The sequence below is a fragment of the Streptomyces sp. NPDC054849 genome, assembly GCF_053610945.1.
In genome coordinates this window covers 126948-146658 of record NZ_JBSGZI010000003.1, presented here as the reverse complement: position 1 = coordinate 146658, position 19711 = coordinate 126948, and the positions used below count along the sequence as shown (strand labels likewise).

The following is a 19711-nucleotide window of genomic DNA, read 5'->3' as shown; positions in this document are numbered from 1 at the left end:
GCCCGGCCGCGGCGTAGCCCCTGCGGGATTGCCGGGTCACCTCGGGCGCGTGCCGCTTCCCGGGGCTCCGCCCCGGACCCCGCACCTCGAACGCCGGCGGGGCCGTCCCCGCGGACGCGCCCGCGGGACGGCTCCGCGCAGCGCCAGGCACGCACACACGAAGGGCCGGGCCCCCTCAGGGGGCCCGGCCCTTCGCCGATACGGGTACGGCTGCGGCTACAGACCCTGCCAGGACGGCTTGTTGGCGTACGTGTGCCGGAAATAGTCCGCCAGCTTCAGCTTCGACGCGGCGGCCTCGTCCACGACGACGGTCGCGTGCCGGTGCAGCTGCAGCGCGGAGGCCGGGACCAGCGCGGACAGCGGGCCCTCGACGGTCTGCGCGACGGCCTCGGCCTTGCCCTCGCCGGTGGCCAGGAGGACCAGGTGGCGGGCGTCGAGGATGGTGCCGATGCCCTGGGTGATGACGTGGTGCGGCACCTGGTCCATGTCGTCGTCGAAGAAGCGCGCGTTGTCCACGCGGGTCTGCTCCGTCAGCGTCTTGATGCGGGTGCGGGAGGCCAGGGAGGAGCAGGGCTCGTTGAAGCCGATGTGGCCGTCCGTGCCGATGCCCAGCAGCTGGAGGTCGACGCCGCCGGCCTCGGCCAGGGCCCGGTCATAGGCCTCGCACGCGCCGACGACGTCCTCGGCCGAACCGTCCGGGCCCATGAAGGAGGCCTCGGAGAGGCCGAGGGGCTCGACGACCTCGCGCAGCACGACGGCGCGGTAGGACTCGGGGTGCCCGGCCGGCAGGCCGACGTACTCGTCGAGCTGGCAGATGCGGGCCTTGGAGGCGTCGACCTGGCCGGCCTTGACCTTGGCGGCGAGGGCCTCGTAGACGGGCAGCGGGGTAGAGCCGGTCGCCACGCCGAGCAGGGCGTCGGGCTTGCGGCGCACCAGGGCGGCGATGGCCTCCGCGATGAGCTCGCCGCCTGCCTTGGCGTCCGGGACGATGACAACTTCCACGCGGGGCCTGCCGATCTGGAGTGAGTGGTGTGGTATAGACCAATCTAGCAGAGGCGGCCGCCCGAGGCGGGGGTGCCGCCGATATCCATCGTGATCCGGATCCCGCCGTCCGGCCTCTCGGGAGGCCGGGGGAACCTTCAACCTTTTGGTTGCCCGGTCTACAACTCTATTGTCCTTTAGGGTGGTTTGTGTAAGAAAAGCATGATATGGGCGATTGGAGTGGTAGTCATGGGCAGGCGCACCACCTACGCGTTCGAGAGCTACAGAGCCGTTGCCGACGCCGGTCGCGCCGAGCTGCTCGCCGCGACCACCTCGCCGTTCCAGATCGAGGTGCGGTTCGTCGGAGGCCTGACGAGCAGCCAGAAGGATGTCTTCGCCGAGGCCGCGGACCGCTGGGCCAGGGTCATCGTGGGTGACCTCGAGACCGCGGTCATCCGCGACTTCACCGGCGAGGTGATCATCGACGACCTGCTGATCGATGCCGAAGGAGTGCCGATCGACGGCGAGGGCGGCACCCTCGGTGCCGCCGGCCCGACCGTCTTCCGGAGGGAGGACGCGGTCACGGGAGCACAGCTCCCCGTCAAGGGGATCATGCGGTTCGACACGGCCGACCTGGGTGCGATGGAGGACGACGGAACACTGCTCGACGTCATCACGCACGAGATGGGCCACGTACTGGGAATCACCAAAGGGGTCTGGAGTGAATTCGGCCTGCTGAAGGGCTTTCCCGGCCCCGACCCCACCTTCATCGGCGCCGGTGCCATGAGGGAGTTCGGCAAGCTGATCGGGACCGGTCCCACTCCGGTGCCCGTGGCGAACAAGGGCGGGTCGGGAAGCGCCGGCAGCCACTGGCGCGAGTCCCTCTTCGGGCATGAGCTCATGTCGCCGAACATCGGGATCGCAGGCAACCCGACGATCAAGAACAAGCTGAGCCGGCTGACGGCGGCGAGCCTGGGAGACCTCGGATACGAGGTCGACCTCGACGGCGCCGAGGACTACGAGCTCCCCAGCCTGCTCGACATGGTTGCGGCGAGCGCCGAGGTGTCCGAGGCCCCCCGGGGCGTCATGCTCCCGACCGTCCCCAGCCGAATCCCTGCCGACCGGCCTTAGTGAGCGTCCTGCTCAGAGCAGCGCCAGCTGGAGGCCGCCCGTCGCGTCCAGGTGCTGGCCCGTGACCCAGCGGGAGTCCGCCGAGGCCAGGAAGGCCACCACGTCAGCTACCTCCTGCGCCGTGCCCACCCGGTGGAAGACGGACCGGGAGGCCAGGTGGGCACGGGTCGCGGGATCCGTGAGCAGGGCCGCGTTCAGGTCCGTCTCGGTGATGCCCGGCCCCACCGAGTTCACGGTGATCCCGCGCGGGGCCAGCTCGGCGGCCAGTGACCGGGTCATCGCGTTCACCGCGCCCTTCGCCATGACCGTGGCCAGGATCGCGGGCAGCGCAATGTCCGGGGTTCCCGTCACGTTGACGATCCGGCCCCCGTCCCGCAGCCGCGCCAGTCCGTGCCTGATCACGAAGAAGGGCGCTTTGGCGTTGAGCGCGTGCGCCCGGTCGTACGCCTCCTCGTCGGTCGCCTCGATCCCGGCGAAGGTCGCGCCCCCCGCGTTGTTCACGAGGATGTCCACGCCCTCGGTGTGCGCGGGGTGGGCCGCGTACGCCGCCCAGAGTGCCTGTGCGTCGCCGGGGACCCCGAGTTCGGCCCCGAGGGCGAAGGCCCGTCCGCCGGCCGTCTCGATCGCGGTCACCGTCTCCTTCGCCGCCGCCTCGTTGCGGCCGTAGTGCACCGCGACGAGTGCCCCGTCCCGTGCCAGCCGCTCTGCCACGGCCCGTCCGATGCCCCGGCTGCCGCCCGTGACCAGTGCCGTCTTTCCCTTGAGCACGCCCATGACGCGCCCCCCTCCGCTATTCGCTAGTGGTCGCTACAGAAAGGACCGTATCAGATTCTCTAGCGCCCGCTATAGAATGTGTGCATGGCGACCGGACAGCGCGGCAGACCCCGTTCCTTCGACCGCGACGCGGCCCTCGACAAGGCGATGACCGCCTTCTGGGAGCGCGGTTACGAGGCGACCTCCATCTCGGACCTGACCGCCTCGCTGGGAATCAGTGCGCCCAGCCTCTACGCGGCCTTCGGCGACAAGCGCACGCTCTTCGACGAGGTCGTGGCGGTGTACGCAGGCCGGTACGCGGACTTCGCCGGCGTGGCGCTCGCCGAGGAGTCCACCGCCCGGGCGGCCGTCGAGCGCATCCTGCGCGAGGCGGCCGAGATCTACACCGACCCGGCCCACCCGCGGGGCTGCATGGTGATAAGCGCCGCCATCAACACCACCTCGGACGAGGTGGCCGGGGCGCTGCGTGAGCGGCGCAACGCCAACCTGGAGATGTTCGCGAGCCGGATCCGGGCGGACGTGGCCACCGGGGCGCTGCCCGCGGACACCGACGCGCAGGCGTTGGCCCGGTATGCCGGGGTCGTGCTGTCCGGGATGTCCCAGCAGTCGCGCGACGGGGCGAGCCGGGAGGAGCTGGAGGCGGTCGCGGAGCGGGCCCTGCTGGCCTGGCCGACGGCCTAGTGCGGAATTCCGCCTGAAGATTCCTCTGGGCCACGGTGCAGGACGGGACCCTCAGCCCGTCCGGCACCGTAGCCCGGAGTACTAACGGCCGACAGGTGTGCGGTTCCCGACGGCCGGTGGGAGGTGCCTGCGCGGTCAGGGCAGAGCGCGCGGCTTACCTCGATCCGTCCTCCTGTGCGGGGAGGGCGGAAGCTTTAGGCAATTGTGGACTAGACCATTCTGCTCTGTCCATCCAATGACGGAACCTGGAAACCCGTCACTTCCTCCAACAGTACGCTTCCTGCGCCCCTCCTGGATACTCCTGAGTACCGCCGTGGGCAAAGTCATGGCGCGTACCCGGGGTACGCTCGCAACGTGCCCTCCATGAACGACCTCGTACGCCAGCACACCGCTCTCAGTGAAACCGAGCTGGAGTGGCTCCACCTGCTGGTCTCGGAGTGGCAGCTGCTCTCCGACCTGTCCTTCGCCGACCTCGTGCTGTGGGTGCCCACCCTCGACGGCACCCGGTACGTGTCGGTCGCCCAGATGCGCCCCAACACCGGCCCCACCTCGTACCAGGACGACATGGTCGGCCACCTGGTGCCGCGCGGCCGCCGCCCGCTGCTGGACGCCGCGCTGGACGAGGGCCGGATCGTGCGCGAGGGCGACCCGGAGTGGCGCGAGGAGGTGCCGGTCCGCGTCGAGTCGATCCCCGTCCGCCGCGAGGGGCGGGTCCTGGGAGTGATCGCCCGCAACACCAACCTGCTCACCGTGCGTACACCGAGCCGGCTGGAGCTGACCTACCTCCAGTCCGCCTCCGACCTGGCCCAGATGATCGCGGCGGGCTCCTTCCCGTTCCCCGGCCAGCAGGTCGACATGGACGCCTCGCCGCGCGTCGGGGACGGCCTGATCCGGCTCGACGCCGACGGCGTGGTCACGTACGCGTCCCCGAACGCGCTCTCCGCCTACCACCGGCTCGGCCTCGCCTCCGACCTGGTCGGGCAGCACCTGGGCGACACCACCACCGAACTGGCCCCCTCCCGCGGCCCGGTGGACGAGGCCCTGGTCAAGCTCGCCAGCGGCTGGGCCCCCAGGGAGACCGAGGTCGAGGGCAACGGCGGCGTCATCCAGCTGCGCGCCATCCCGCTCAAACCGAAGGGGACCCGCATCGGCTCCCTGGTGCTCTGCCGTGACGTCACGGAACTGCGGCGTCGCGAACGTGAATTGATCACCAAGGACGCGACCATCCGGGAGATCCACCACCGGGTGAAGAACAACCTCCAGACCGTGGCCGCGCTGTTGCGGCTCCAGGCCCGCCGCATGGATTCCCCGCAGGGCCGCGAGGCGCTCAACGAAGCCGTGCGCCGCGTCGGTTCGATCGCGATCGTGCACGAGACGCTGTCTCAGAACCTGGACGAGCGGGTCGAGTTCGACGAGATCGCCGACCGTGTGATCGCGATGGTCTCGGAGATCTCACCCGGCAAGGTCGACTGCCGGCGCACCGGCCGGTTCGGGATCCTGGACGCGGAGGTCGCCACTCCGCTGTCGATGGTGCTGACCGAGATCCTGCAGAACGCCCTGGAGCACGCCTTCACCCAGGGCGAGGGGGGCACCGTGGAGGTGGCCGCGGCCCGCACCGGCGCCGGCCGCAAGGACGGGCGGCTGCTGATCACCGTGCTCGACGACGGCTGCGGACTGCCCGAGGGATTCGACCCCCAGCGGGCCGGCAATCTCGGGCTGCAGATCGTACGCACCCTCGTGGAGGGGGAGCTCGGCGGCACCTTCGACATGGTCCGGACCGAGCCGCGCGGCACCAAGGTCGTCCTCGACATCCCGTCCAGCCCGCAGAAGTAGCGAGCGCCGATGGCGTGACTCAGCGTGACGGGCGGAGCCTCGTCCGACCGGTCGACGCCGTCGGATCTCGCCGCCGGCCGCCGCCTTCGGGGCCATCGGACGCGGTCGCACGCGGTCGAGCCACGGTCCCGGACAGCACTGAGCCCCGGACCGAAAGACCGGTCCGGGGCTCAAGAGCACGTTGCTGAGCGCTTATACGGTTACTACGCGCTGCGCGTCGAGGCTCGAAAGTCGTTGTCAGGCGCTGGCGTTGCGCGCCCGGTTGCGAGCGGCACGGCGCTTCATGGCGCGGCGCTCGTCCTCGCTGAGACCGCCCCAGACGCCGGAGTCCTGACCGGACTCGAGCGCCCACTGCAGGCACTGCTCCATGACGGGGCAACGGCGGCAGACGGCCTTGGCTTCCTCGATCTGCAGCAGCGCAGGACCGGTGTTGCCGATGGGGAAGAAGAGTTCCGGGTCTTCCTCGCGGCAAACGGCGTTGTGACGCCAGTCCATGGCTGCTCCATCTCCTTGTATTGCGAACAGGTTGCTTGTGAATGTGAACGCTTTCACGAATCCCCCCGTGAGGGAAGCGCGACCGCCCAGTTGCCCGGGTGATCAGTCAGAGATTCGTGGAGGGGTTCTGGCGATCTGTGTGGGTGCCGGGTTCTGCGGGCTGTCCCGATCGCCATGAAGAGATTCGCAAACCTCGGACGGGGATACAACCCCTTCCGGAAAGTTTTTTTTGATTCGTCGGTGTCTACTAGGTCACAGCCCTACATCGTGAGGGTGGACCGGCGTGTAAACGTTCGAGTGAAAGGCCTTCGGGCCCTTCCGCTCACACAATCACACGCAGTGCACGGCGTACGCCTGTGAACCGAACGCTGGTCCGCAGTCCCAGGTGGTCGCCGTCCATCTGGAACGGAAGGGGAACCTTGGAATGCAAGGTGAAGTCGGTCAGATCGTGCAGAGACACCGCATGCTTGCCGTGCGGACCCCGCTCAGGAGTGGAGGTCAGGAGCTGCGTCGCGTACCTGGCGACCGCCGGAGTTGACAAACGGTCCAGTGCCAATACGTCAAGCGCAGTATCGAACGACGCCTCCGGAGAGGCGTAAAGCGGACGATTCCCCAGATACGTCCAGGGTGAGGTGTTGCACACTATCGACAGCACCAGGTCCCTCACCGGATCGGCGCCGGGCCGCTCCAGCGTGACCGTGCCGTGCCGGCGGTTCGGCTCCTCCCAGAACTGCCGCATCAGCTGTCGTACATACAACGCGTGTGTCGAACGCTTGCCGCGCTCCCGCTGCTGCTCGACCCGGCCGACGACGCCCGCGTCGAAGCCGAAGCCCGCGCAGAAGGTGAACCAGCGCGCCGGGACGGACTCGTCCTCCGTGCCCGGGGTGCCGGCCGCCAGGCCCAGGCCCACCGTCCGCTCGCGCTGCTCGCGCAGCGCGTCGAGCAGGGCGCCGGTCGCCTCGACCGCATCGTTGGGCAGGCCCAGCGCGCGGGCGAACACATTGGTCGAGCCGCCGGGAACCACCGCCAGCCGGGGCAGCCGGTCCGGATCGGGCCCGTTGTGCAGGAGCCCGTTGACCACCTCGTTGACCGTGCCGTCGCCGCCGAGGGCAACGACGAGGTCGATTCCCTCGTGTGCGGCCTTGCGCCCCAGGTCCCGGGCGTGCCCGCGGTACTCGGTGGTCACCGCCTCCAGCTTCATCTCGCTGGCCAGGGCATGGGTCAGAACGTCGCGCGTGCGCGCACTGGTGGTCGTCGCTGCTGGGTTGGCCACGAGAAGTGCACGCATGAGCGCCAGACTACCCACCCCTCCACCTGCCGACCCTACTGCCCGTCCCCTCCGGGCTCCGGGGTGCGCCGCTACCCTGCTGGAGTGAGTAAGAAGCAGCCTGCGCAGGCCCCCGTCCCCGTCGCCGCCCCGCCCGCCGAGCTGCCCGGGCGGCTGACCGCCGCGGCCGCGCTCACCGCCCTGGAGGGCCTGGCGCTGGCCGGCCTCGGGGTCTACATGCTGTTCGTGGGCATCGCCGGCGACCCCGACTCCCCGCAGCAGGCGGAGACGGGCGGGATCACCCTGCTCGCGCTCGCCGCGCTGCCCCTGATCGCGGCCCGCGGGCTTCGCCTGGGCCGCCGCTGGAGCCGCGGCCCGGCGCTGATCACCCAGCTGATGGCACTCCCGGTGGCCTGGACGCTCTACAGCACCGGCGGCGCGATGATCGTCGCCGCCGCGGCCCTGGCGGTGGCCGCGGTGGCCGTCGTCGTGCTCCTGGTGAACCCGACGGCGACCGAGGCTCTCGGTATCGGGCCCGGGGAACAGACCCGATAACCGGACGTCGCCTCGCGTCTACTCCTCGACGAGGAGCTTCTCGCGGAGCTGGGCCAGGGTGCGGGCCAGCAGCCGGGAGACGTGCATCTGCGAGATGCCGACCTCCTGGGCGATCTGCGACTGCGTCATGTTGCCGAAGAACCGAAGCAACAGGATCCGCTTCTCCCGCGGCGGCAGGCCCTCCAGCAGCGGCTTGAGGGACTCTCGGTACTCGACGCCCTCCAGGGCCTCGTCCTCCGCGCCCAGGGTGTCCGCGACCGCCGGCGACTCGTCGTCGGTGTCCGGGACGTCCAGCGACAGCGTGCTGTAGGCATTGGCCGATTCCAGCCCCTCCAGCACCTCCTCCTCGGAGATCCCCAGCCGTTCGGCCAGTTCGTGCACCGTGGGGGAGCGGCCGTGCTGCTGGGACAGTTCCGCCGTGGCCGTCGTCAGCGAGAGCCGCAGCTCCTGCAGGCGCCGGGGCACGCGCACCGCCCAGCCCTTGTCACGGAAGTGGCGCTTGATCTCGCCGACCACCGTGGGCGTGGCGTAGGTGGAGAACTCGACCCCGCGGTCGGGGTCGAACCGGTCCACCGATTTGATGAGGCCGATCGTCGCGACCTGGGTCAGGTCGTCCAGCGGCTCACCGCGGTTGCGGAAGCGCCGCGCCAGGTGCTCGACGAGCGGCAGGTGCATCCGTACGAGCCGGTTGCGCAGCTCCGCCTTCTCCACCGACCCGTCGGGCAGCGCCCGCAGCTCGATGAACAGGGCCCGCGCGCCGCTGCGGTCACGGGGATCCGGCAGCGCCGGGGTCACCGGGAACACCGGCACCGCAGGCACCGCCGGGGCCGCAGCCGTGGCCTCCGGTGGCCGGCCCGGCTGTGGTTGGTCGTGCTGGTTCTCGCTCATAGGGCCCGCCCGTCGCTCCGCCGAGTCCAAAAAGCCGTCTTCCGCATCCGCGTCAGCCGGGTGCGGCCGGGCGTGCTGCTGCTCCGGGATGCCGCCGTCGACCTCGTGCCGTACCCGGGGCCGATCCCCGCCCCGCACCGGGATCTCCCCGCCGCTCACGCCGGGCCTGGTCCCGCGCCGCGCTGTTTGTAGAGGCTGATGCTCACCGTCCGGTTCTCCTCGACCGTGGCCTCGACCTTGCCGGCCAGGGCCGACAGGACCGTCCACGCGAACGTGTCACGCTCCGGCGCGCGCCCGTCGGTGGTCGGCGCCGAGACGGTCACCTCCAGCGAATCGTCGATCAGCCGGAAGACGCAGCTGAGGACGGAGCCCGGCACGGCCTGCTGAAGCAGGATCGCGCAGGCCTCGTCCACCGCGATGCGGAGGTCCTCGATCTCGTCGAGGGTGAAGTCCAAACGTGCCGCGAGACCGGCCGTGGCCGTTCGCAGCACCGACAGGTAGGCACCCGCAGCGGGCAGCCGGACTTCCACGAAGTCCTGAGTCCCGGGCTCGCCTGCGATCTGGGACACCCTCACCTCCAAGGTGGTACGAGCTCTGTTCGCCGGTGACGCTATCGCGATCCGGGCGATCGTGTCGCGGCACCCCTCGTGGCACCCGCTTCGAGCGCCCGGCCAGTCATGCCTCTGCCCAGTGACTGATGGTAAGCCCATGGGTACGCACAGTGGCTAGGGGTCTGCGGGACTCAAATCGGGGGAGCCGGCGGAGGGTTGACCTACCCCGCCTCAGACGATCGAACCGTCGATGAAACACCATCGCCACGTCTCACCCGGTTCGAAGCTCCGCATCACCGGATGCCCGGTCTCCTCGTGGTGTGCGCCGGCGTGCCGGAGCGGGGAGGAATCGCAGCACCCCACGTGCCCACAGGTCAGGCACATCCGCAGCTGCACGGGGTGACTGCCGAGCGCCAGACATTCAGGACAGGTCTGTGCAGACGGGGCGGGCTCGGGGCGCGGCAGTTCGGCAACGTGGGTGCACTCGCTCATGATGGCCAGCGTACGGCCAGGGTGCGGACCCACGACGATTGAGGATGGATCTTCGATGGAGGTATTGCCGCTGGTGGCGCTCGTCGCGGGCAGCGCGGCCGTTGCGGGGCTGGCCCGCCGCACGCCGGTGCCCGCGCCGCTGCTGCTGGTCGCCGCCGGACTGATGGCCGCGTACGTCCCCGGTGTGCCCGCGTACACGCTCGACCCCCACATCGTGCTGCCGCTGCTGCTCCCGCCCCTGCTCCACACGGCCGCGGTGGACAGCTCGTACCTGGACCTGCGGGCGAACATCCGGCCCATCGCCATGCTGTCGGTGGGCTACGTGCTCTTCGCGACGCTCGCCGTCGGATATGCGGCGTACCTGCTGGTGCCGGGGCTGTCCGTGCCGGTGGCCCTCGTCCTGGGCGCCGTGATCGCGCCGCCCGACGCGGTCGCCGCCACCGCGATCGCCCGCAGGCTCCGCCTGCCGAACCGGATCACGACCATCTTGCAGGGCGAGTCCCTGGTGAACGACGCCACCGCGATCACCGCCTACAAGGTGGCGCTGGCGGCGGCGGTCGGGGTGAGCGCCGGCTGGGCGGGCGGGATCGCGGAGTTCCTGCTGGCCTCGGTGGGCGGGATCGGCGTCGGTCTGCTGCTGATGGTGCCGATCCACCAACTGCGCAAGCGCATGAAGGACCCCCTGCTCCAGAACACCCTCTCGCTGCTGATCCCCTTCGTGGCGTACGCGGCGGCCGAACGGGTGCACGCCTCCGGAGTACTGGCGGTGGTCGTGGTCGCGCTGTACATCGGGCACCGCAACTGGCAGGTCGACTTCGCCACCCGGCTCCAGGAGGAGGCCGTGTGGAAGATGGTCGCCTTCGTCCTGGAGTCGGTGGTCTTCGCGCTGATCGGTCTCCAGCTGCCGGTGGTCCTGAAGGGGCTGGGGGAGTACGAGGGCCTGCACGCGGTCTGGTACGCGACCGCCGTGTTCCTGGCGGTGGTGGTGGCCAGGTTCCTGTGGGTGTTCCCGGCGACCTTCGTGCCGCGCTGGATGTCACCGCGGATCCGCGCACGGGAGCCGGGGACCGACTGGAAGGCCCCGCTGATCGTGGGGTGGGCCGGGATGCGGGGCGTGGTCTCGCTGGCCATCGCCTTCTCCGTGCCGGTGACCGTGCCCCACCGGAACCTGATCCTCTTCCTGACCTTCACGACGGTCATCGGGACCCTGGTGGTGCAGGGTCTGACGCTGCCGCCGCTGATCAGGGCGCTGAGGCTGCCGCCGAAGGACCAGCAGGCCGAGACGCTGGCGGAGGCGCAGGCGCAGAGCGAGGCCTCGCGGGCGGCGGAGGAACGGCTCGCGGAACTGCTGGAAGAACCCGAGAACAGCACCCTGCCGCCCCCGCTGGCGGACCGGCTGCGCACGGTGCTGGAACGGCGGCGCAACGCGGTCTGGGAACGGCTGGGCGAGGTCAACGCGGTGACCGGGGAGTCGGCGGACGACGTGTACCGGCGCCTCGCGCGGGAGATGATCGAAGCCGAGCGGGAGGTCTTCGTGGCCCTGCGGGACCAGCGGCGTATCGACGACGAAATGCTGCGGGTACTGCTGCGCAGGCTGGACCTGGAGGAGGCGGCGGCGTACCGCGAGGAGACGTAGCCCCTGCGGGGCCCCGCGGCAGGCCGACCCTGCGCCCCGGGCGCCCGAGGCACCGATCCCGCGGCCGCCCACCTCGCGGAACAGCGCCGTCGGTGGTGTGCCCCCGGAGGGTGTGCGCCCGTCACTCGGGGCGTTCCCCCCGCCGCGGCCCGCCCTTGGCTGGGAGCCCCCTGGCGGGGTGTGCCCCTTGCCGGGCGGGCCGCCCCCTGCCGAGGCGTTCCTGCCGGGCATTCTCCTCGGCGTTCCCTGCCACGGCGTCCCCCTGCCGGAGCGTTCCCCCGCCGCGGCGTCTCTGTTGCCGGGTGTGCCCCCCCGGAGGGGTGTGGCGGTTGCCAGGGTGTGCGACCTGCCGGGCGTTGGTCGGGGGTCGGCCACTTCAGCCTCGCCGGCGATTGAGGCGCGGGGTTCGGGGCGGAGTCCCGGGAAACGGCGAAAGGGCGGGGCGGGGACAGGCTCCGCGCAGCGGCCGGGCTGCCGGTGCGGTGGCCCGGCGGTCGGCGCGCGGCCTCGCCGGAGGTGGCCCGGCGGTCGGCGCGCGGCTTCGCCGGAGGCGGTCCGGCGGGTCAGGGCCGGCCCGTGATCACCGCGGCCACGGTGGTGCCGGGCGGGAAGGCGCCTCGGGCCGTGAGTTCGGTCAGGGCCCAGAGGAGCTTGGCCACGTAGATCCGCTCCACCGGCAGCCCGTGGCGGGCCTCGAAATCGCCGGCGAAAGCCTCCAGCGCGGCCGGAACCCGGGCGTAGCCGCCGTGGTGGAAGTCCTCGGCCAGAGCCCAGTCGCCGGCCGGTCCACCGAAGGCGGCCTGCTGGAGGGAACGTATCTCCGCAGCCAGGAAACCGCCCGCCAGGACCGGCACGCCCAGCGCCCGCTGCCCGGGACCCAGCCCGGCCGCCAGGCCCGCCAGGGTCCCGCCGGTGCCGCAGGCCACCGCGGCCACGTCGGCCGCGCCCCGCAGCTCACGGCCGAGCTCGGCGCAGCCGGTCAGCGCGAGGGCGTTGCTGCCGCCCTCGGGGACCACGTACGCCCCGCCCGCCCCGGCCCCGTCCAGCAGTCGGGCGAGCACCTCGGGCTCGGCCTTGCGGCGGTACTCCGACCGGGACACGAAGCGCAGCCGCATCCCGTCGGCCGCACACCGCGCGAGGGAGTCGTTGAGCGGCCGCCCGGCCAGCTCCTCGCCGCGCACGACGCCGACGGTGCCCATGCCGAGCAGCCGCCCGGCGGCGGCGGTGGCCCGCAGGTGGTTCGAGTACGCCCCGCCGAAGGTGACCAGACGGTCGTGCCCCGCATCAAGGGCCGCCCGGAGGTTCGGCGCGAGCTTGCGCCACTTGTTCCCGGGCAGTTCGGGATGGACGAGGTCGTCCCGCTTCAGCAGCAGCCGCACGCCGTGCGCCGCGAACCGCTCGTCCGCCGCCTCGACGAGCGGGGACGGCGGACGCGGCAGCAGTTCGGGGTGGGTCACCAGACCATTGTCCCTGGTGGGGCCCTGTTCGGCCCCGTTCCCTGCTACTTCAGGCGCGCACCGATCCGCTCGCGCAGGGATTCCATCGTGAAGCCCCTGGGGTCGGGCTTGCCCGGCTGCCATTCGAGGTGGCCGATCACCGAGCGGGCCGTCCACCCGTGGACCCGGCAGACGGCCGCCGCCGCGCGGGCGATGGCGTCGAGCTGAACCGCCGGCCAGGGGTCCTTGCCGTCGCCGAGGTTCTCGCACTCGAAGCCGTAGAAGTGGCGGTTGCCGTCGGTGTCCCTCTCGTTGTCCGGCGGGAGCCGCTTCTCCGCGATGACCGCCGCCAGGACGTCGGAATCGCCCGAGCCCGCATGGTTGGCCCGGCCGTAGCCGACGAGGTGGACGCGGCCGTCCTTGGCGATCACGCCGTGGCACAGCGGGCCCGGCAGTGCGCTGTGGCCCTCGCGGCAGAGCTGGACGGTGTACGGGGTGCCGCGGGTGACGGTGTGGTGGATCATCACCCCGTGCACCGGACCCCACGGGCCCTTGTGGTTGCGGTTGTGGGTGCGCCACGCGCCGACTTCGACGACGGTCAGACCCTCGTGCCGCAGTGCGTTGATGAACCGGTCCGCGGACATGGGTGCGGCCATGGCCGCCTCCTTCGTTGCGGTGTGCGACGGACACCCTGTGTGTCTGCCCCATCACGCTCCGGTTTAGTGGAGGCGACCCTTCCGCGGCTAGAGTTTTCGTACGGCGAGCGAGCCGATCCGGACAGGCGTCACGCGCACGCGCCACGCCTCACGCGCCACGCCTCACCCCTCACGTGTCACGAGGAGGCGAGCCACAGGTCGGGGCCGAACACCTCGTAGTGGATGTCGGCGGCCCGCACGCCCTTGGCGATCAGCTGCTCGCGCACGGCCCGCATGAAGGGCAGCGGCCCGCAGAGGTAGGCCCGGGTGTCAGGGGCGACTGGGACGGCCGACAGGTCCATGAAGCCCTCGCCGTCGCCCGGCTCCGCCGCTTCCTCGTACCAGAACCGGGCCGAGGCGTCGGCCAGTTTGTGGGTCAGGGCCCGGTGGTCACCCCGCAGCGGGTGGTCGGCGGGGGAGCGGTCGGCGTGCAGCACGGTCACCGGCGCGGCGTGCCCGGTGTCGGCCAGGTGCTCCAGCATCGAGAGCATCGGCGTGCAGCCGATGCCGGCCGAGGCGAGCAGGACCGGCGCGCCGGAGTCCTCCAGGACCAGGTCGCCGTACGGGGCCGAGACGCGCAGGGTGTCGCCCACCCGGACCCGGGTGTGCAGGTGATGGGAGACCTCGCCGTCGGGGCCCGCGGCGGCCGGGCCGTGGACCCGCTTGACGGTGATCGCGCGGACCGGGGAGCCGGGCGAGGTGGACAGGCTGTACTGGCGGATCTGGCGTGCGCCGTCCGGCAGTTCGACCTGCACCGAGACGTACTGGCCGGGCCGGTGCGCGGGCGCGGGGGCGCCGTCCGCGGGGGCCAGCCGGAAAGTGGTGCAGTCCACCGTCTCCTCCACCCGGTCGGTGACGGTCCACTCGCGCCACACGTCCCCGGCGGTGACCCGCTGCTCGGCGTAGAGGCGCTCCTCGACGGCGATCAGGGCGCCCGCCATCAGCCAGTAGACCTCGTCCCAGGCCTGGGCGACCTCGGGGGTGACGGCCGCGCCGAGGATCTCAGCGATCGCCTCGAAGAGGTGCTGGTGGACGACGGCGTACTGCTCGCGGGTGACGCCGAGGCTGGCGTGCTTGTGGGCGATGCGGCCCAGCATCACGTCGGGGCGGGTGTCGGGGTGCTCGACGAGGTGGGTGGCGAAGGCGGCGATGGAGCCGGCGAGGGCCTGCTTCTGCAGGCCGGCGTTCTGGTTGCCCCGGTTGAACAGGTCGCGGATCAGCTCCGGGTGGGCCGCGAAGAGCTTGGTGTAGAAGAGCTCCGTGATGTCGCCGATCGCCGCACCGACGGTGGGCAGGGTGGCTCGGACGGTCGCGGTCGACTTCTCGGACAGCATGCGGTACTCCTCGTGCCATGTCGTGACTGTGAAGTGGTATTTGTAATGCGTATTTAGGGTCGCAGAGGGTTCGTTGCGGTGCGGACGTCCGTTCGAACCCCCTGGGGGGTGGGTCGGCGGGCCAGGCGAGCAGCGGGAACCGGTCATTGGGCCCCGCGGTCAGGGCCTGGCGGCCCCCGTCGGCGCCCTGCTCGAAAGGCCGAGCAGGATCGGACCGGTGGGCGTCGCCACCAGATCGTTCACGGTCAGTGGATCCAATGCGGCGAAGAAGGCCTCCTGAGCCCGCCGCAGGGCGCCGCGCAGCACGCAGGCGCCGCGCAGCGGGCAGGGAGCCGTCCCGTCGCAGTCCACGACGTCACCCTCGCCCTCCAGCTCGCGCACCACCGCGCCCACCGAGGCGGCGCGCCCGGCGGAGGTCAGGGCGAGTCCGCCGCCGCGGCCGCGGCGGGCCTCGAGCAGTCCGAGGTGCTGCAGCCTGGCGACCACTTTCGCCGTGTGGGTGTACGGGACCTCCATGGTCGCCGCCACGTCGCGCGTGGTCGGGAGGTCCGCCTCCTGGACGGCCAGGCGCATCAGGACGCGCAGCGCCAGGTCGGTGAATCGGGTCAGCCGCATGCGCTCACCCTAGGAAACTTGCATCTGCTGTGCAAATTAAACCGCCGCAAGGGCATCGGCTGGCCGAAAGTGGTGGGGTCTGTGGGATTCAGGGGGCTTGTGGTGAGGGAGTTGGGCCTCAAAGAGTGCCCCACCCCGGACGGAGTAGTCCCACCCTTTTGTGTAATGGTCCCACCACGTTCCGTACTGAAAGGCTGCATCCCGCAGATCCATGGAGTGATCGAAAGGGAAATACATGTCGGTCCAGGCGGGTTCCGAGTCCGAGGTCCAGACGCCGCAGCGCAGTCTCGGGACGACGGCCGCGCGGAACTTGGCAACCACCACCAAGTCCGCACCGCAGATGCAGGAGATCACCTCACGGTGGCTGCTGAAGATGCTGCCGTGGGTGTCCGTGCAGGGTGGCACCTACCGCGTGAACCGCAGGCTGAGCTACTCCGTCGGCGACGGACGCGTGGAGTTCATCAAGACCGGCACCCAGGTCCAGGTGATCCCGGCGGAGCTCGGCGAGCTCCCGCTGCTGCGCGAGTACGAGGACCTCGACGTCCTGGGCGAGCTCGCCCAGCGGTGCCGGCAGATCGACTTCGAGGCCGGCCAGGAACTGACCTCCTTCGGCAGCGCCGCCGACCAGGTGTTCCTGCTCGCCCACGGCCGCATCGACCAGATCGGCCCGGGCCCCTACGGGGACGACGCCGTGCTGCAGACCGTCGCCGACGGCGCGTACTTCGGCGAGGACTCGCTCGTCGATGAAGAATCGATTTGGGAGTACACCGCACGCGCCGCCACATCCGGCACCGTGCTGACCCTGTCCCGCCAGGACTTCCAGCTGCTCGCCGACCGGGTCGAGTCGCTGCGCGCGCACGTCGACCGCGTACGGTCCCTGCCCGCCCAGCGCACCAACAAGTACGGCGAGGCCGCGATCGACCTCTCCGCCGGCCACCAGGGCGAGGCCGTCCTGCCCGGCACCTTCGTGGACTACGAGGCCCGCCCGCGCGAGTACGAACTCTCCATTGCACAAACGGTCCTGCGCGTGCACACCCGCGTCGCCGACCTCTACAACCAGCCGATGAACCAGACCGAGCAGCAGCTGCGGCTCACGGTCGAGGCGCTGCGCGAGCGCCAAGAGCACGAGATGCTCAACAACCGCGAGTTCGGCCTGCTCCACAACGCCGACTACGACCAGCGCATCCAGCCGCACGACGGCGCGCCCAGTCCCGACGACATGGACCAGCTGCTCAGCATGCGGCGCGGCTCCAAGTTCTTCCTGGCGCACCCCAAGGCGATCGCCGCCTTCGGCCGCGAGTGCAACAAGCGCGGGCTCTACCCGGAGTCGGTGGAGTTCAACGGCCACCGGGTGCCGTCCTGGCGCGGGGTGCCGATCTTTCCGAGCGGCAAGATCCCGATCAGCGACGCCCGCACCACGTCCATCCTGTGCATGCGCACCGGTGAGGACGAGCAGGGCGTGATCGGCCTGCACCAGCCGGGCATCCCGGACGAGATCGAGCCGAGCCTGTCGGTCCGCTTCATGGGGATCAGCGAGCAGGCCATCATCTCGTACCTGGTCACCGCCTACTTCTCGGCCGCGGTGCTGGTGCCGGACGCGCTGGGCGTGCTGGAGAACGTCGAGATCGGCCGCTGGCGCTGAGTGCGGTGAACGCGATCGCGACCGGCGAGGGCCACGAGGCCGCCGCCCTGCTGGAACGGACGAGGGAGGCCGTCTACCCGGAACTGCGCCGCACGGTCGAGAGCCTGCCCGGTTCGATGCGGCGCGTGGCGATGTACCACTTCGGCTGGGAGCACGAGGACGGTACGCCGGCGGCGGGCACCGCGGGGAAGGCCATCCGGCCCGCCCTGGTCCTGGCCTCCGCCCAGGCCCTGCAGGGACCGGGGGTCCGGCGGGCCGACGAAGCCGTACGGGCGGCGGCGGCCGTGGAGCTCGCGCACAACTTCACGCTGCTGCACGACGACGTCATCGACAGGGACGCCCGGCGGCGCGGCCGGGCCACCGCCTGGACCGTCTTCGGGATACCGGACGCGATCATCGCGGGCGACGCCATGATGGCGCTCGCGCTGCGGCTGCTCGCGGAGGATCCGCACCCGGCCGCGGCGGCCGCCTCGTCCCGCCTCGCGGCCTGCGTCATCGAGCTGTGCGCGGGCCAGCAGGCGGACTGCGCCTTCGAGCGGCGTCCGCACGTCCCGCTCGACGAGTGCCTGGCCATGGCCACGGCCAAGACCGGGGCCCTGCTGGGCTGCGCGTGCGCGCTGGGCGCCCTGTACGCGGGGGCCGGGCCGGGCGAGGTCGACGCGATGGACGCCTTCGGGCGGGAGGCCGGGCTGGCCTTCCAGCTGATCGACGACCTGATCGGCATCTGGGGGGATCCGGGGCACACCGGCAAGCCCGCCGGGGCCGATCTGCTCTCCCGCAAGAAGTCCCTCCCGGTCGTGGCCGCTCTCACCTCGGGCACCGCGGCGGGGGAGGAGCTGGCCGCCCTGTACGCGGGTCCCATGACCGGGGACGACGTGCGCAGGGCCGCCGACGCGGTGGACCGGGCCGGAGGGCGCGACTGGGCGCAGGACCAGGCCGCGGACCGGATGGGCCGGGCCGTCCAGCACCTGTCCCGTGCCGTGGCGGACCTCGGTGCGGCGGGCGGGCTGCTGTCGCTCGCGGAGTTCGTGACGCGCCGTACGAGGTGACCGCGCGGGGGCCGCGGAAGCGCAGGAGTACGGGGGGAGGCCTGTTCCGGGGGCGCACGATGCCGGAACAGGCCTTACCGCATGTGGGTGCCAACTCTAGGATCACTCACGGTTGTTGACACGTGAGTGAAGGGTGTGACCAGTGGCGCTGGAGATACGTCAGGCGGATCAGTCGGACCGGGACGCGGTGGCACGGCTGCTCGATGAGGCCTTCCGCACCGATCCGGTGAGCAGCTGGGTCTTCCCGGACCCGGAGCACCGGGCCGCCGTGCACGGGAGGTTCCTGGGCGTCTTCGTGGACGTGGCGCTGGCCGAGGGCCGGATCGACTACGCGGTGGACGGCTCGGCGGCCGCGCTGTGGCTGCGGATTCCGGCGGGCGAGCCGGAGGGGGAGGACGGGATCCCCGCGAAGATGCGGGCGGTGGCCGACCCCGACAACGAGCGGTGCGAGCTGGTCGGCCGGCTCACGGGCGCGGTGCACCCGACGGCGGAGGAGCACGAGTACCTGCTGATGATCGCGGTCACCCCCAGCCGGCAGGGGGAGGGGCTGGGCAGCGAGCTGATGCGGCCGGTGCTGGAACGCTGCGACCGCGAGGGCGTGCCGGCCTACCTGGAGGCGAGCAGCGAGCGCAGCAAGGGGCTGTACGAACGGCTCGGCTGGGAGTTCACCGGCGAGGCGGTGCAGCTGCCGGAGGGCCCGCTGATGTGGCCGATGTGGCGCAAGCCGCGGGGATAGGCGGGGCGGGATGCGGTGGGGGTTGCGTAACCACTTCCGGTGAAGTACTTTCCTCGACGTGCCCTGATGAGGGTGCTGTCGAACGGAAGAGAATCGCTTGCGCAAGCTCACGTACCTCATCGCCACATCGGTCGACGGGTTCATCGCGTCCCCGGACGGAGACGGCGACTACCTGACCGCCTACCTGGACCCGGAGTACATCGACCACCTCCGGGCCGAGTACCCGGAGACCCTGCCGACCCACATGCACGAGCCGCTGGGCGTCGACGTCTCCGGCGCCCGGCACTTCGACGCGATCATCATGGGCCGCCGTACGTACGACCCGGCTCTCAAGATGGGCATCACGAGTCCGTACGCCCATCTGAAGCAATACGTGGTCTCGCACACGATCGCCGTCTCGCCCGACCCGGCGGTCGAGCTGGTCTCCGGGGACGTCGTGGCCCGGGTGCGGGAGCTGAAGGCCCAGGACGGCCTGGGTGTCTACCTCTGCGGCGGCGCGGAACTCGCCGCCCGGCTGGTCGACGAGATCGACGTGTTCGTCATCAAGACCTACCCCGTCTTCGCCGGGAGCGGGATTCCCCTCTCGCGGGCCGGCTTCGCGCCGCGCGACCTGGAGCTGACCGGGGTCGAGGGCTTCGGCGGCGGCCAGGTCGTGACCACCTACCTGCGCAAGCGCTGAGCCGCCGGACGCGCGAAACCGGCCTACCGTGGAGGTATGGCCGGTGAACAGCAGCAGCACGCGCACGAGAGGGTGGCCCCGCAGGCCGGGCACGAACAGCGGACGTGCCCGGCTTGCGGGCGCCCCGTCGACACGGTGGTCAGGCGGCGCAAGTCCCTCGGGGTCTTCGTTCCGGTATGGGGCCGGGGTCCTTGTCGCAACCCCGACTGCCCCGAGTACGCGGTGCCCGAGGAGCGGTGAC

General features: G+C 71.2%; 21 protein-coding genes. 10 read left to right on the top strand and 11 right to left on the bottom strand.

Annotated elements, in window-relative coordinates:
• Nucleotides 1–216: 216 nt before the first annotated feature.
• Nucleotides 217–1002, bottom strand: coding sequence for a glucosamine-6-phosphate deaminase (gene nagB / locus ACWGIF_RS02895; protein WP_453490026.1), 786 nt, complete (start codon nucleotides 1000–1002; stop codon nucleotides 217–219).
• A gap of 228 nt (nucleotides 1003–1230) precedes the next feature.
• Here nagB and ACWGIF_RS02890 point away from each other — a divergent pair, with 228 nt between their 5' ends.
• Entirely contained in the window at nucleotides 1231–2112 is an 882-nt protein-coding gene (locus tag ACWGIF_RS02890) for a leishmanolysin-related zinc metalloendopeptidase (RefSeq protein WP_453490023.1), read from the top strand.
• Nucleotides 2113–2124: 12 nt separating this feature from the next.
• On the opposite strand, the gene ACWGIF_RS02885 is transcribed toward ACWGIF_RS02890, so the two are convergent.
• Nucleotides 2125–2886, bottom strand: coding sequence for an SDR family oxidoreductase (locus ACWGIF_RS02885; RefSeq protein WP_453490021.1), 762 nt, complete (start codon nucleotides 2884–2886; stop codon nucleotides 2125–2127).
• Nucleotides 2887–2970: 84 nt separating this feature from the next.
• Here ACWGIF_RS02885 and ACWGIF_RS02880 point away from each other — a divergent pair, with 84 nt between their 5' ends.
• Together ACWGIF_RS02880 and ACWGIF_RS02875 are read left to right on the top strand one after the other, a co-directional pair.
• On the top strand, nucleotides 2971–3567 hold the full coding sequence (locus tag ACWGIF_RS02880) for a TetR/AcrR family transcriptional regulator (protein ID WP_453490018.1): 597 nt from the start codon (nucleotides 2971–2973) through the stop codon (nucleotides 3565–3567).
• Nucleotides 3568–3930: 363 nt separating this feature from the next.
• Nucleotides 3931–5400 (top strand): sensor histidine kinase, encoded by a 1470-nt coding sequence (locus ACWGIF_RS02875; protein WP_453490118.1) that lies wholly within the window; start codon nucleotides 3931–3933, stop codon nucleotides 5398–5400.
• Between the two features lie 237 nt (nucleotides 5401–5637).
• Here ACWGIF_RS02875 and ACWGIF_RS02870 read toward each other — a convergent pair whose 3' ends face one another.
• Together ACWGIF_RS02870 and ACWGIF_RS02865 are read right to left on the bottom strand one after the other, a co-directional pair.
• Entirely contained in the window at nucleotides 5638–5895 is a 258-nt protein-coding gene (locus tag ACWGIF_RS02870) for a WhiB family transcriptional regulator (RefSeq protein WP_003953983.1), read from the bottom strand.
• Between the two features lie 322 nt (nucleotides 5896–6217).
• Nucleotides 6218–7183, bottom strand: a complete 966-nt coding sequence (locus tag ACWGIF_RS02865; protein WP_453490015.1) for a diacylglycerol/lipid kinase family protein — start codon at nucleotides 7181–7183, stop codon at nucleotides 6218–6220.
• A gap of 84 nt (nucleotides 7184–7267) precedes the next feature.
• On the opposite strand from ACWGIF_RS02865, the gene ACWGIF_RS02860 reads away from it, so the two are divergent.
• Complete coding sequence (locus ACWGIF_RS02860) at nucleotides 7268–7717, top strand: hypothetical protein (RefSeq protein WP_453490012.1); 450 nt, start codon at nucleotides 7268–7270, stop codon at nucleotides 7715–7717.
• A gap of 18 nt (nucleotides 7718–7735) precedes the next feature.
• On the opposite strand, the gene ACWGIF_RS02855 is transcribed toward ACWGIF_RS02860, so the two are convergent.
• The 3 genes from ACWGIF_RS02855 to ACWGIF_RS02845 all read right to left on the bottom strand — a co-directional run bounded on the left by ACWGIF_RS02855 (nucleotide 7736) and on the right by ACWGIF_RS02845 (nucleotide 9648).
• Nucleotides 7736–8749 carry an RNA polymerase sigma factor SigF gene (locus ACWGIF_RS02855; RefSeq protein WP_453490115.1) on the bottom strand — a complete coding sequence of 338 codons (1014 nt, stop codon included), beginning with the start codon at nucleotides 8747–8749 and terminating at the stop codon, nucleotides 7736–7738.
• A gap of 11 nt (nucleotides 8750–8760) precedes the next feature.
• A complete protein-coding gene (locus tag ACWGIF_RS02850; RefSeq protein ID WP_030012703.1) occupies nucleotides 8761–9174 on the bottom strand; it encodes an ATP-binding protein in 414 nt (137 codons plus the stop codon).
• Nucleotides 9175–9387: 213 nt separating this feature from the next.
• Entirely contained in the window at nucleotides 9388–9648 is a 261-nt protein-coding gene (locus tag ACWGIF_RS02845; RefSeq protein WP_453490009.1) for a UBP-type zinc finger domain-containing protein, read from the bottom strand.
• Between the two features lie 55 nt (nucleotides 9649–9703).
• On the opposite strand from ACWGIF_RS02845, the gene ACWGIF_RS02840 reads away from it, so the two are divergent.
• A complete protein-coding gene (locus ACWGIF_RS02840; protein WP_453490006.1) occupies nucleotides 9704–11284 on the top strand; it encodes a Na+/H+ antiporter in 1581 nt (526 codons plus the stop codon).
• Between the two features lie 563 nt (nucleotides 11285–11847).
• Here ACWGIF_RS02840 and ACWGIF_RS02835 read toward each other — a convergent pair.
• The 4 genes from ACWGIF_RS02835 to ACWGIF_RS02820 all read right to left on the bottom strand — a co-directional run bounded on the left by ACWGIF_RS02835 (nucleotide 11848) and on the right by ACWGIF_RS02820 (nucleotide 15364).
• A complete protein-coding gene (locus ACWGIF_RS02835; RefSeq protein ID WP_453490003.1) occupies nucleotides 11848–12741 on the bottom strand; it encodes a 1-aminocyclopropane-1-carboxylate deaminase/D-cysteine desulfhydrase in 894 nt (297 codons plus the stop codon).
• A gap of 44 nt (nucleotides 12742–12785) precedes the next feature.
• A complete protein-coding gene (locus ACWGIF_RS02830; protein ID WP_453490000.1) occupies nucleotides 12786–13376 on the bottom strand; it encodes an N-acetylmuramoyl-L-alanine amidase in 591 nt (196 codons plus the stop codon).
• 176 nt (nucleotides 13377–13552) lie between these two features.
• Nucleotides 13553–14749 carry a globin domain-containing protein gene (locus ACWGIF_RS02825; RefSeq protein WP_453489997.1) on the bottom strand — a complete coding sequence of 399 codons (1197 nt, stop codon included), beginning with the start codon at nucleotides 14747–14749 and terminating at the stop codon, nucleotides 13553–13555.
• A gap of 159 nt (nucleotides 14750–14908) precedes the next feature.
• On the bottom strand, nucleotides 14909–15364 hold the full coding sequence (locus ACWGIF_RS02820) for an RrF2 family transcriptional regulator (RefSeq protein WP_453489994.1): 456 nt from the start codon (nucleotides 15362–15364) through the stop codon (nucleotides 14909–14911).
• 235 nt (nucleotides 15365–15599) lie between these two features.
• On the opposite strand from ACWGIF_RS02820, the gene ACWGIF_RS02815 reads away from it, so the two are divergent.
• The 5 genes from ACWGIF_RS02815 to ACWGIF_RS02795 all read left to right on the top strand — a co-directional run bounded on the left by ACWGIF_RS02815 (nucleotide 15600) and on the right by ACWGIF_RS02795 (nucleotide 19710).
• Nucleotides 15600–17006, top strand: a complete 1407-nt coding sequence (locus ACWGIF_RS02815) for a family 2B encapsulin nanocompartment shell protein (protein WP_453489991.1) — start codon at nucleotides 15600–15602, stop codon at nucleotides 17004–17006.
• Entirely contained in the window at nucleotides 17003–18055 is a 1053-nt protein-coding gene (locus ACWGIF_RS02810; RefSeq protein ID WP_453490112.1) for a family 2 encapsulin nanocompartment cargo protein polyprenyl transferase, read from the top strand. The genes ACWGIF_RS02815 and ACWGIF_RS02810 overlap by 4 nt, the downstream gene beginning before the upstream one ends.
• 142 nt (nucleotides 18056–18197) lie before the next feature.
• Nucleotides 18198–18791 carry a GNAT family N-acetyltransferase gene (locus tag ACWGIF_RS02805; RefSeq protein WP_453489988.1) on the top strand — a complete coding sequence of 198 codons (594 nt, stop codon included), beginning with the start codon at nucleotides 18198–18200 and terminating at the stop codon, nucleotides 18789–18791.
• A 97-nt stretch (nucleotides 18792–18888) separates the two neighbouring features.
• Complete coding sequence (locus tag ACWGIF_RS02800) at nucleotides 18889–19470, top strand: dihydrofolate reductase family protein (protein WP_453489985.1); 582 nt, start codon at nucleotides 18889–18891, stop codon at nucleotides 19468–19470.
• 36 nt (nucleotides 19471–19506) lie between these two features.
• The gene (locus ACWGIF_RS02795; protein ID WP_453489982.1) at nucleotides 19507–19710 is read left to right on the top strand and encodes a hypothetical protein; all 204 of its coding nucleotides are present in this window, start codon (nucleotides 19507–19509) and stop codon (nucleotides 19708–19710) included.
• The last annotated feature ends 1 nt before the right edge of the window (nucleotide 19711 follow it).

Bases quoted from the DNA above. Each gene is read 5' to 3' on its own strand.
- ACWGIF_RS02875 (WP_453490118.1), top strand. From the start codon at position 3,931: ATGAACGACCTCGTACGCCAGCACACCGCTCTCAGTGAAACCGAGCTG.
- ACWGIF_RS02825 (WP_453489997.1), bottom strand. From the start codon at position 14,749: ATGCTGTCCGAGAAGTCGACCGCGACCGTCCGAGCCACCCTGCCCACC.
- ACWGIF_RS02815 (WP_453489991.1), top strand. From the start codon at position 15,600: ATGTCGGTCCAGGCGGGTTCCGAGTCCGAGGTCCAGACGCCGCAGCGC.
- ACWGIF_RS02890 (WP_453490023.1), top strand. From the start codon at position 1,231: ATGGGCAGGCGCACCACCTACGCGTTCGAGAGCTACAGAGCCGTTGCC.
- ACWGIF_RS02830 (WP_453490000.1), bottom strand. From the start codon at position 13,376: ATGGCCGCACCCATGTCCGCGGACCGGTTCATCAACGCACTGCGGCAC.
- ACWGIF_RS02865 (WP_453490015.1), bottom strand. From the start codon at position 7,183: ATGCGTGCACTTCTCGTGGCCAACCCAGCAGCGACGACCACCAGTGCG.
- ACWGIF_RS02795 (WP_453489982.1), top strand. From the start codon at position 19,507: ATGGCCGGTGAACAGCAGCAGCACGCGCACGAGAGGGTGGCCCCGCAG.
- ACWGIF_RS02880 (WP_453490018.1), top strand. From the start codon at position 2,971: ATGGCGACCGGACAGCGCGGCAGACCCCGTTCCTTCGACCGCGACGCG.
- ACWGIF_RS02845 (WP_453490009.1), bottom strand. From the start codon at position 9,648: ATGAGCGAGTGCACCCACGTTGCCGAACTGCCGCGCCCCGAGCCCGCC.
- ACWGIF_RS02820 (WP_453489994.1), bottom strand. From the start codon at position 15,364: ATGCGGCTGACCCGATTCACCGACCTGGCGCTGCGCGTCCTGATGCGC.
- ACWGIF_RS02885 (WP_453490021.1), bottom strand. From the start codon at position 2,886: ATGGGCGTGCTCAAGGGAAAGACGGCACTGGTCACGGGCGGCAGCCGG.
- ACWGIF_RS02840 (WP_453490006.1), top strand. From the start codon at position 9,704: ATGGAGGTATTGCCGCTGGTGGCGCTCGTCGCGGGCAGCGCGGCCGTT.
- ACWGIF_RS02870 (WP_003953983.1), bottom strand. From the start codon at position 5,895: ATGGACTGGCGTCACAACGCCGTTTGCCGCGAGGAAGACCCGGAACTC.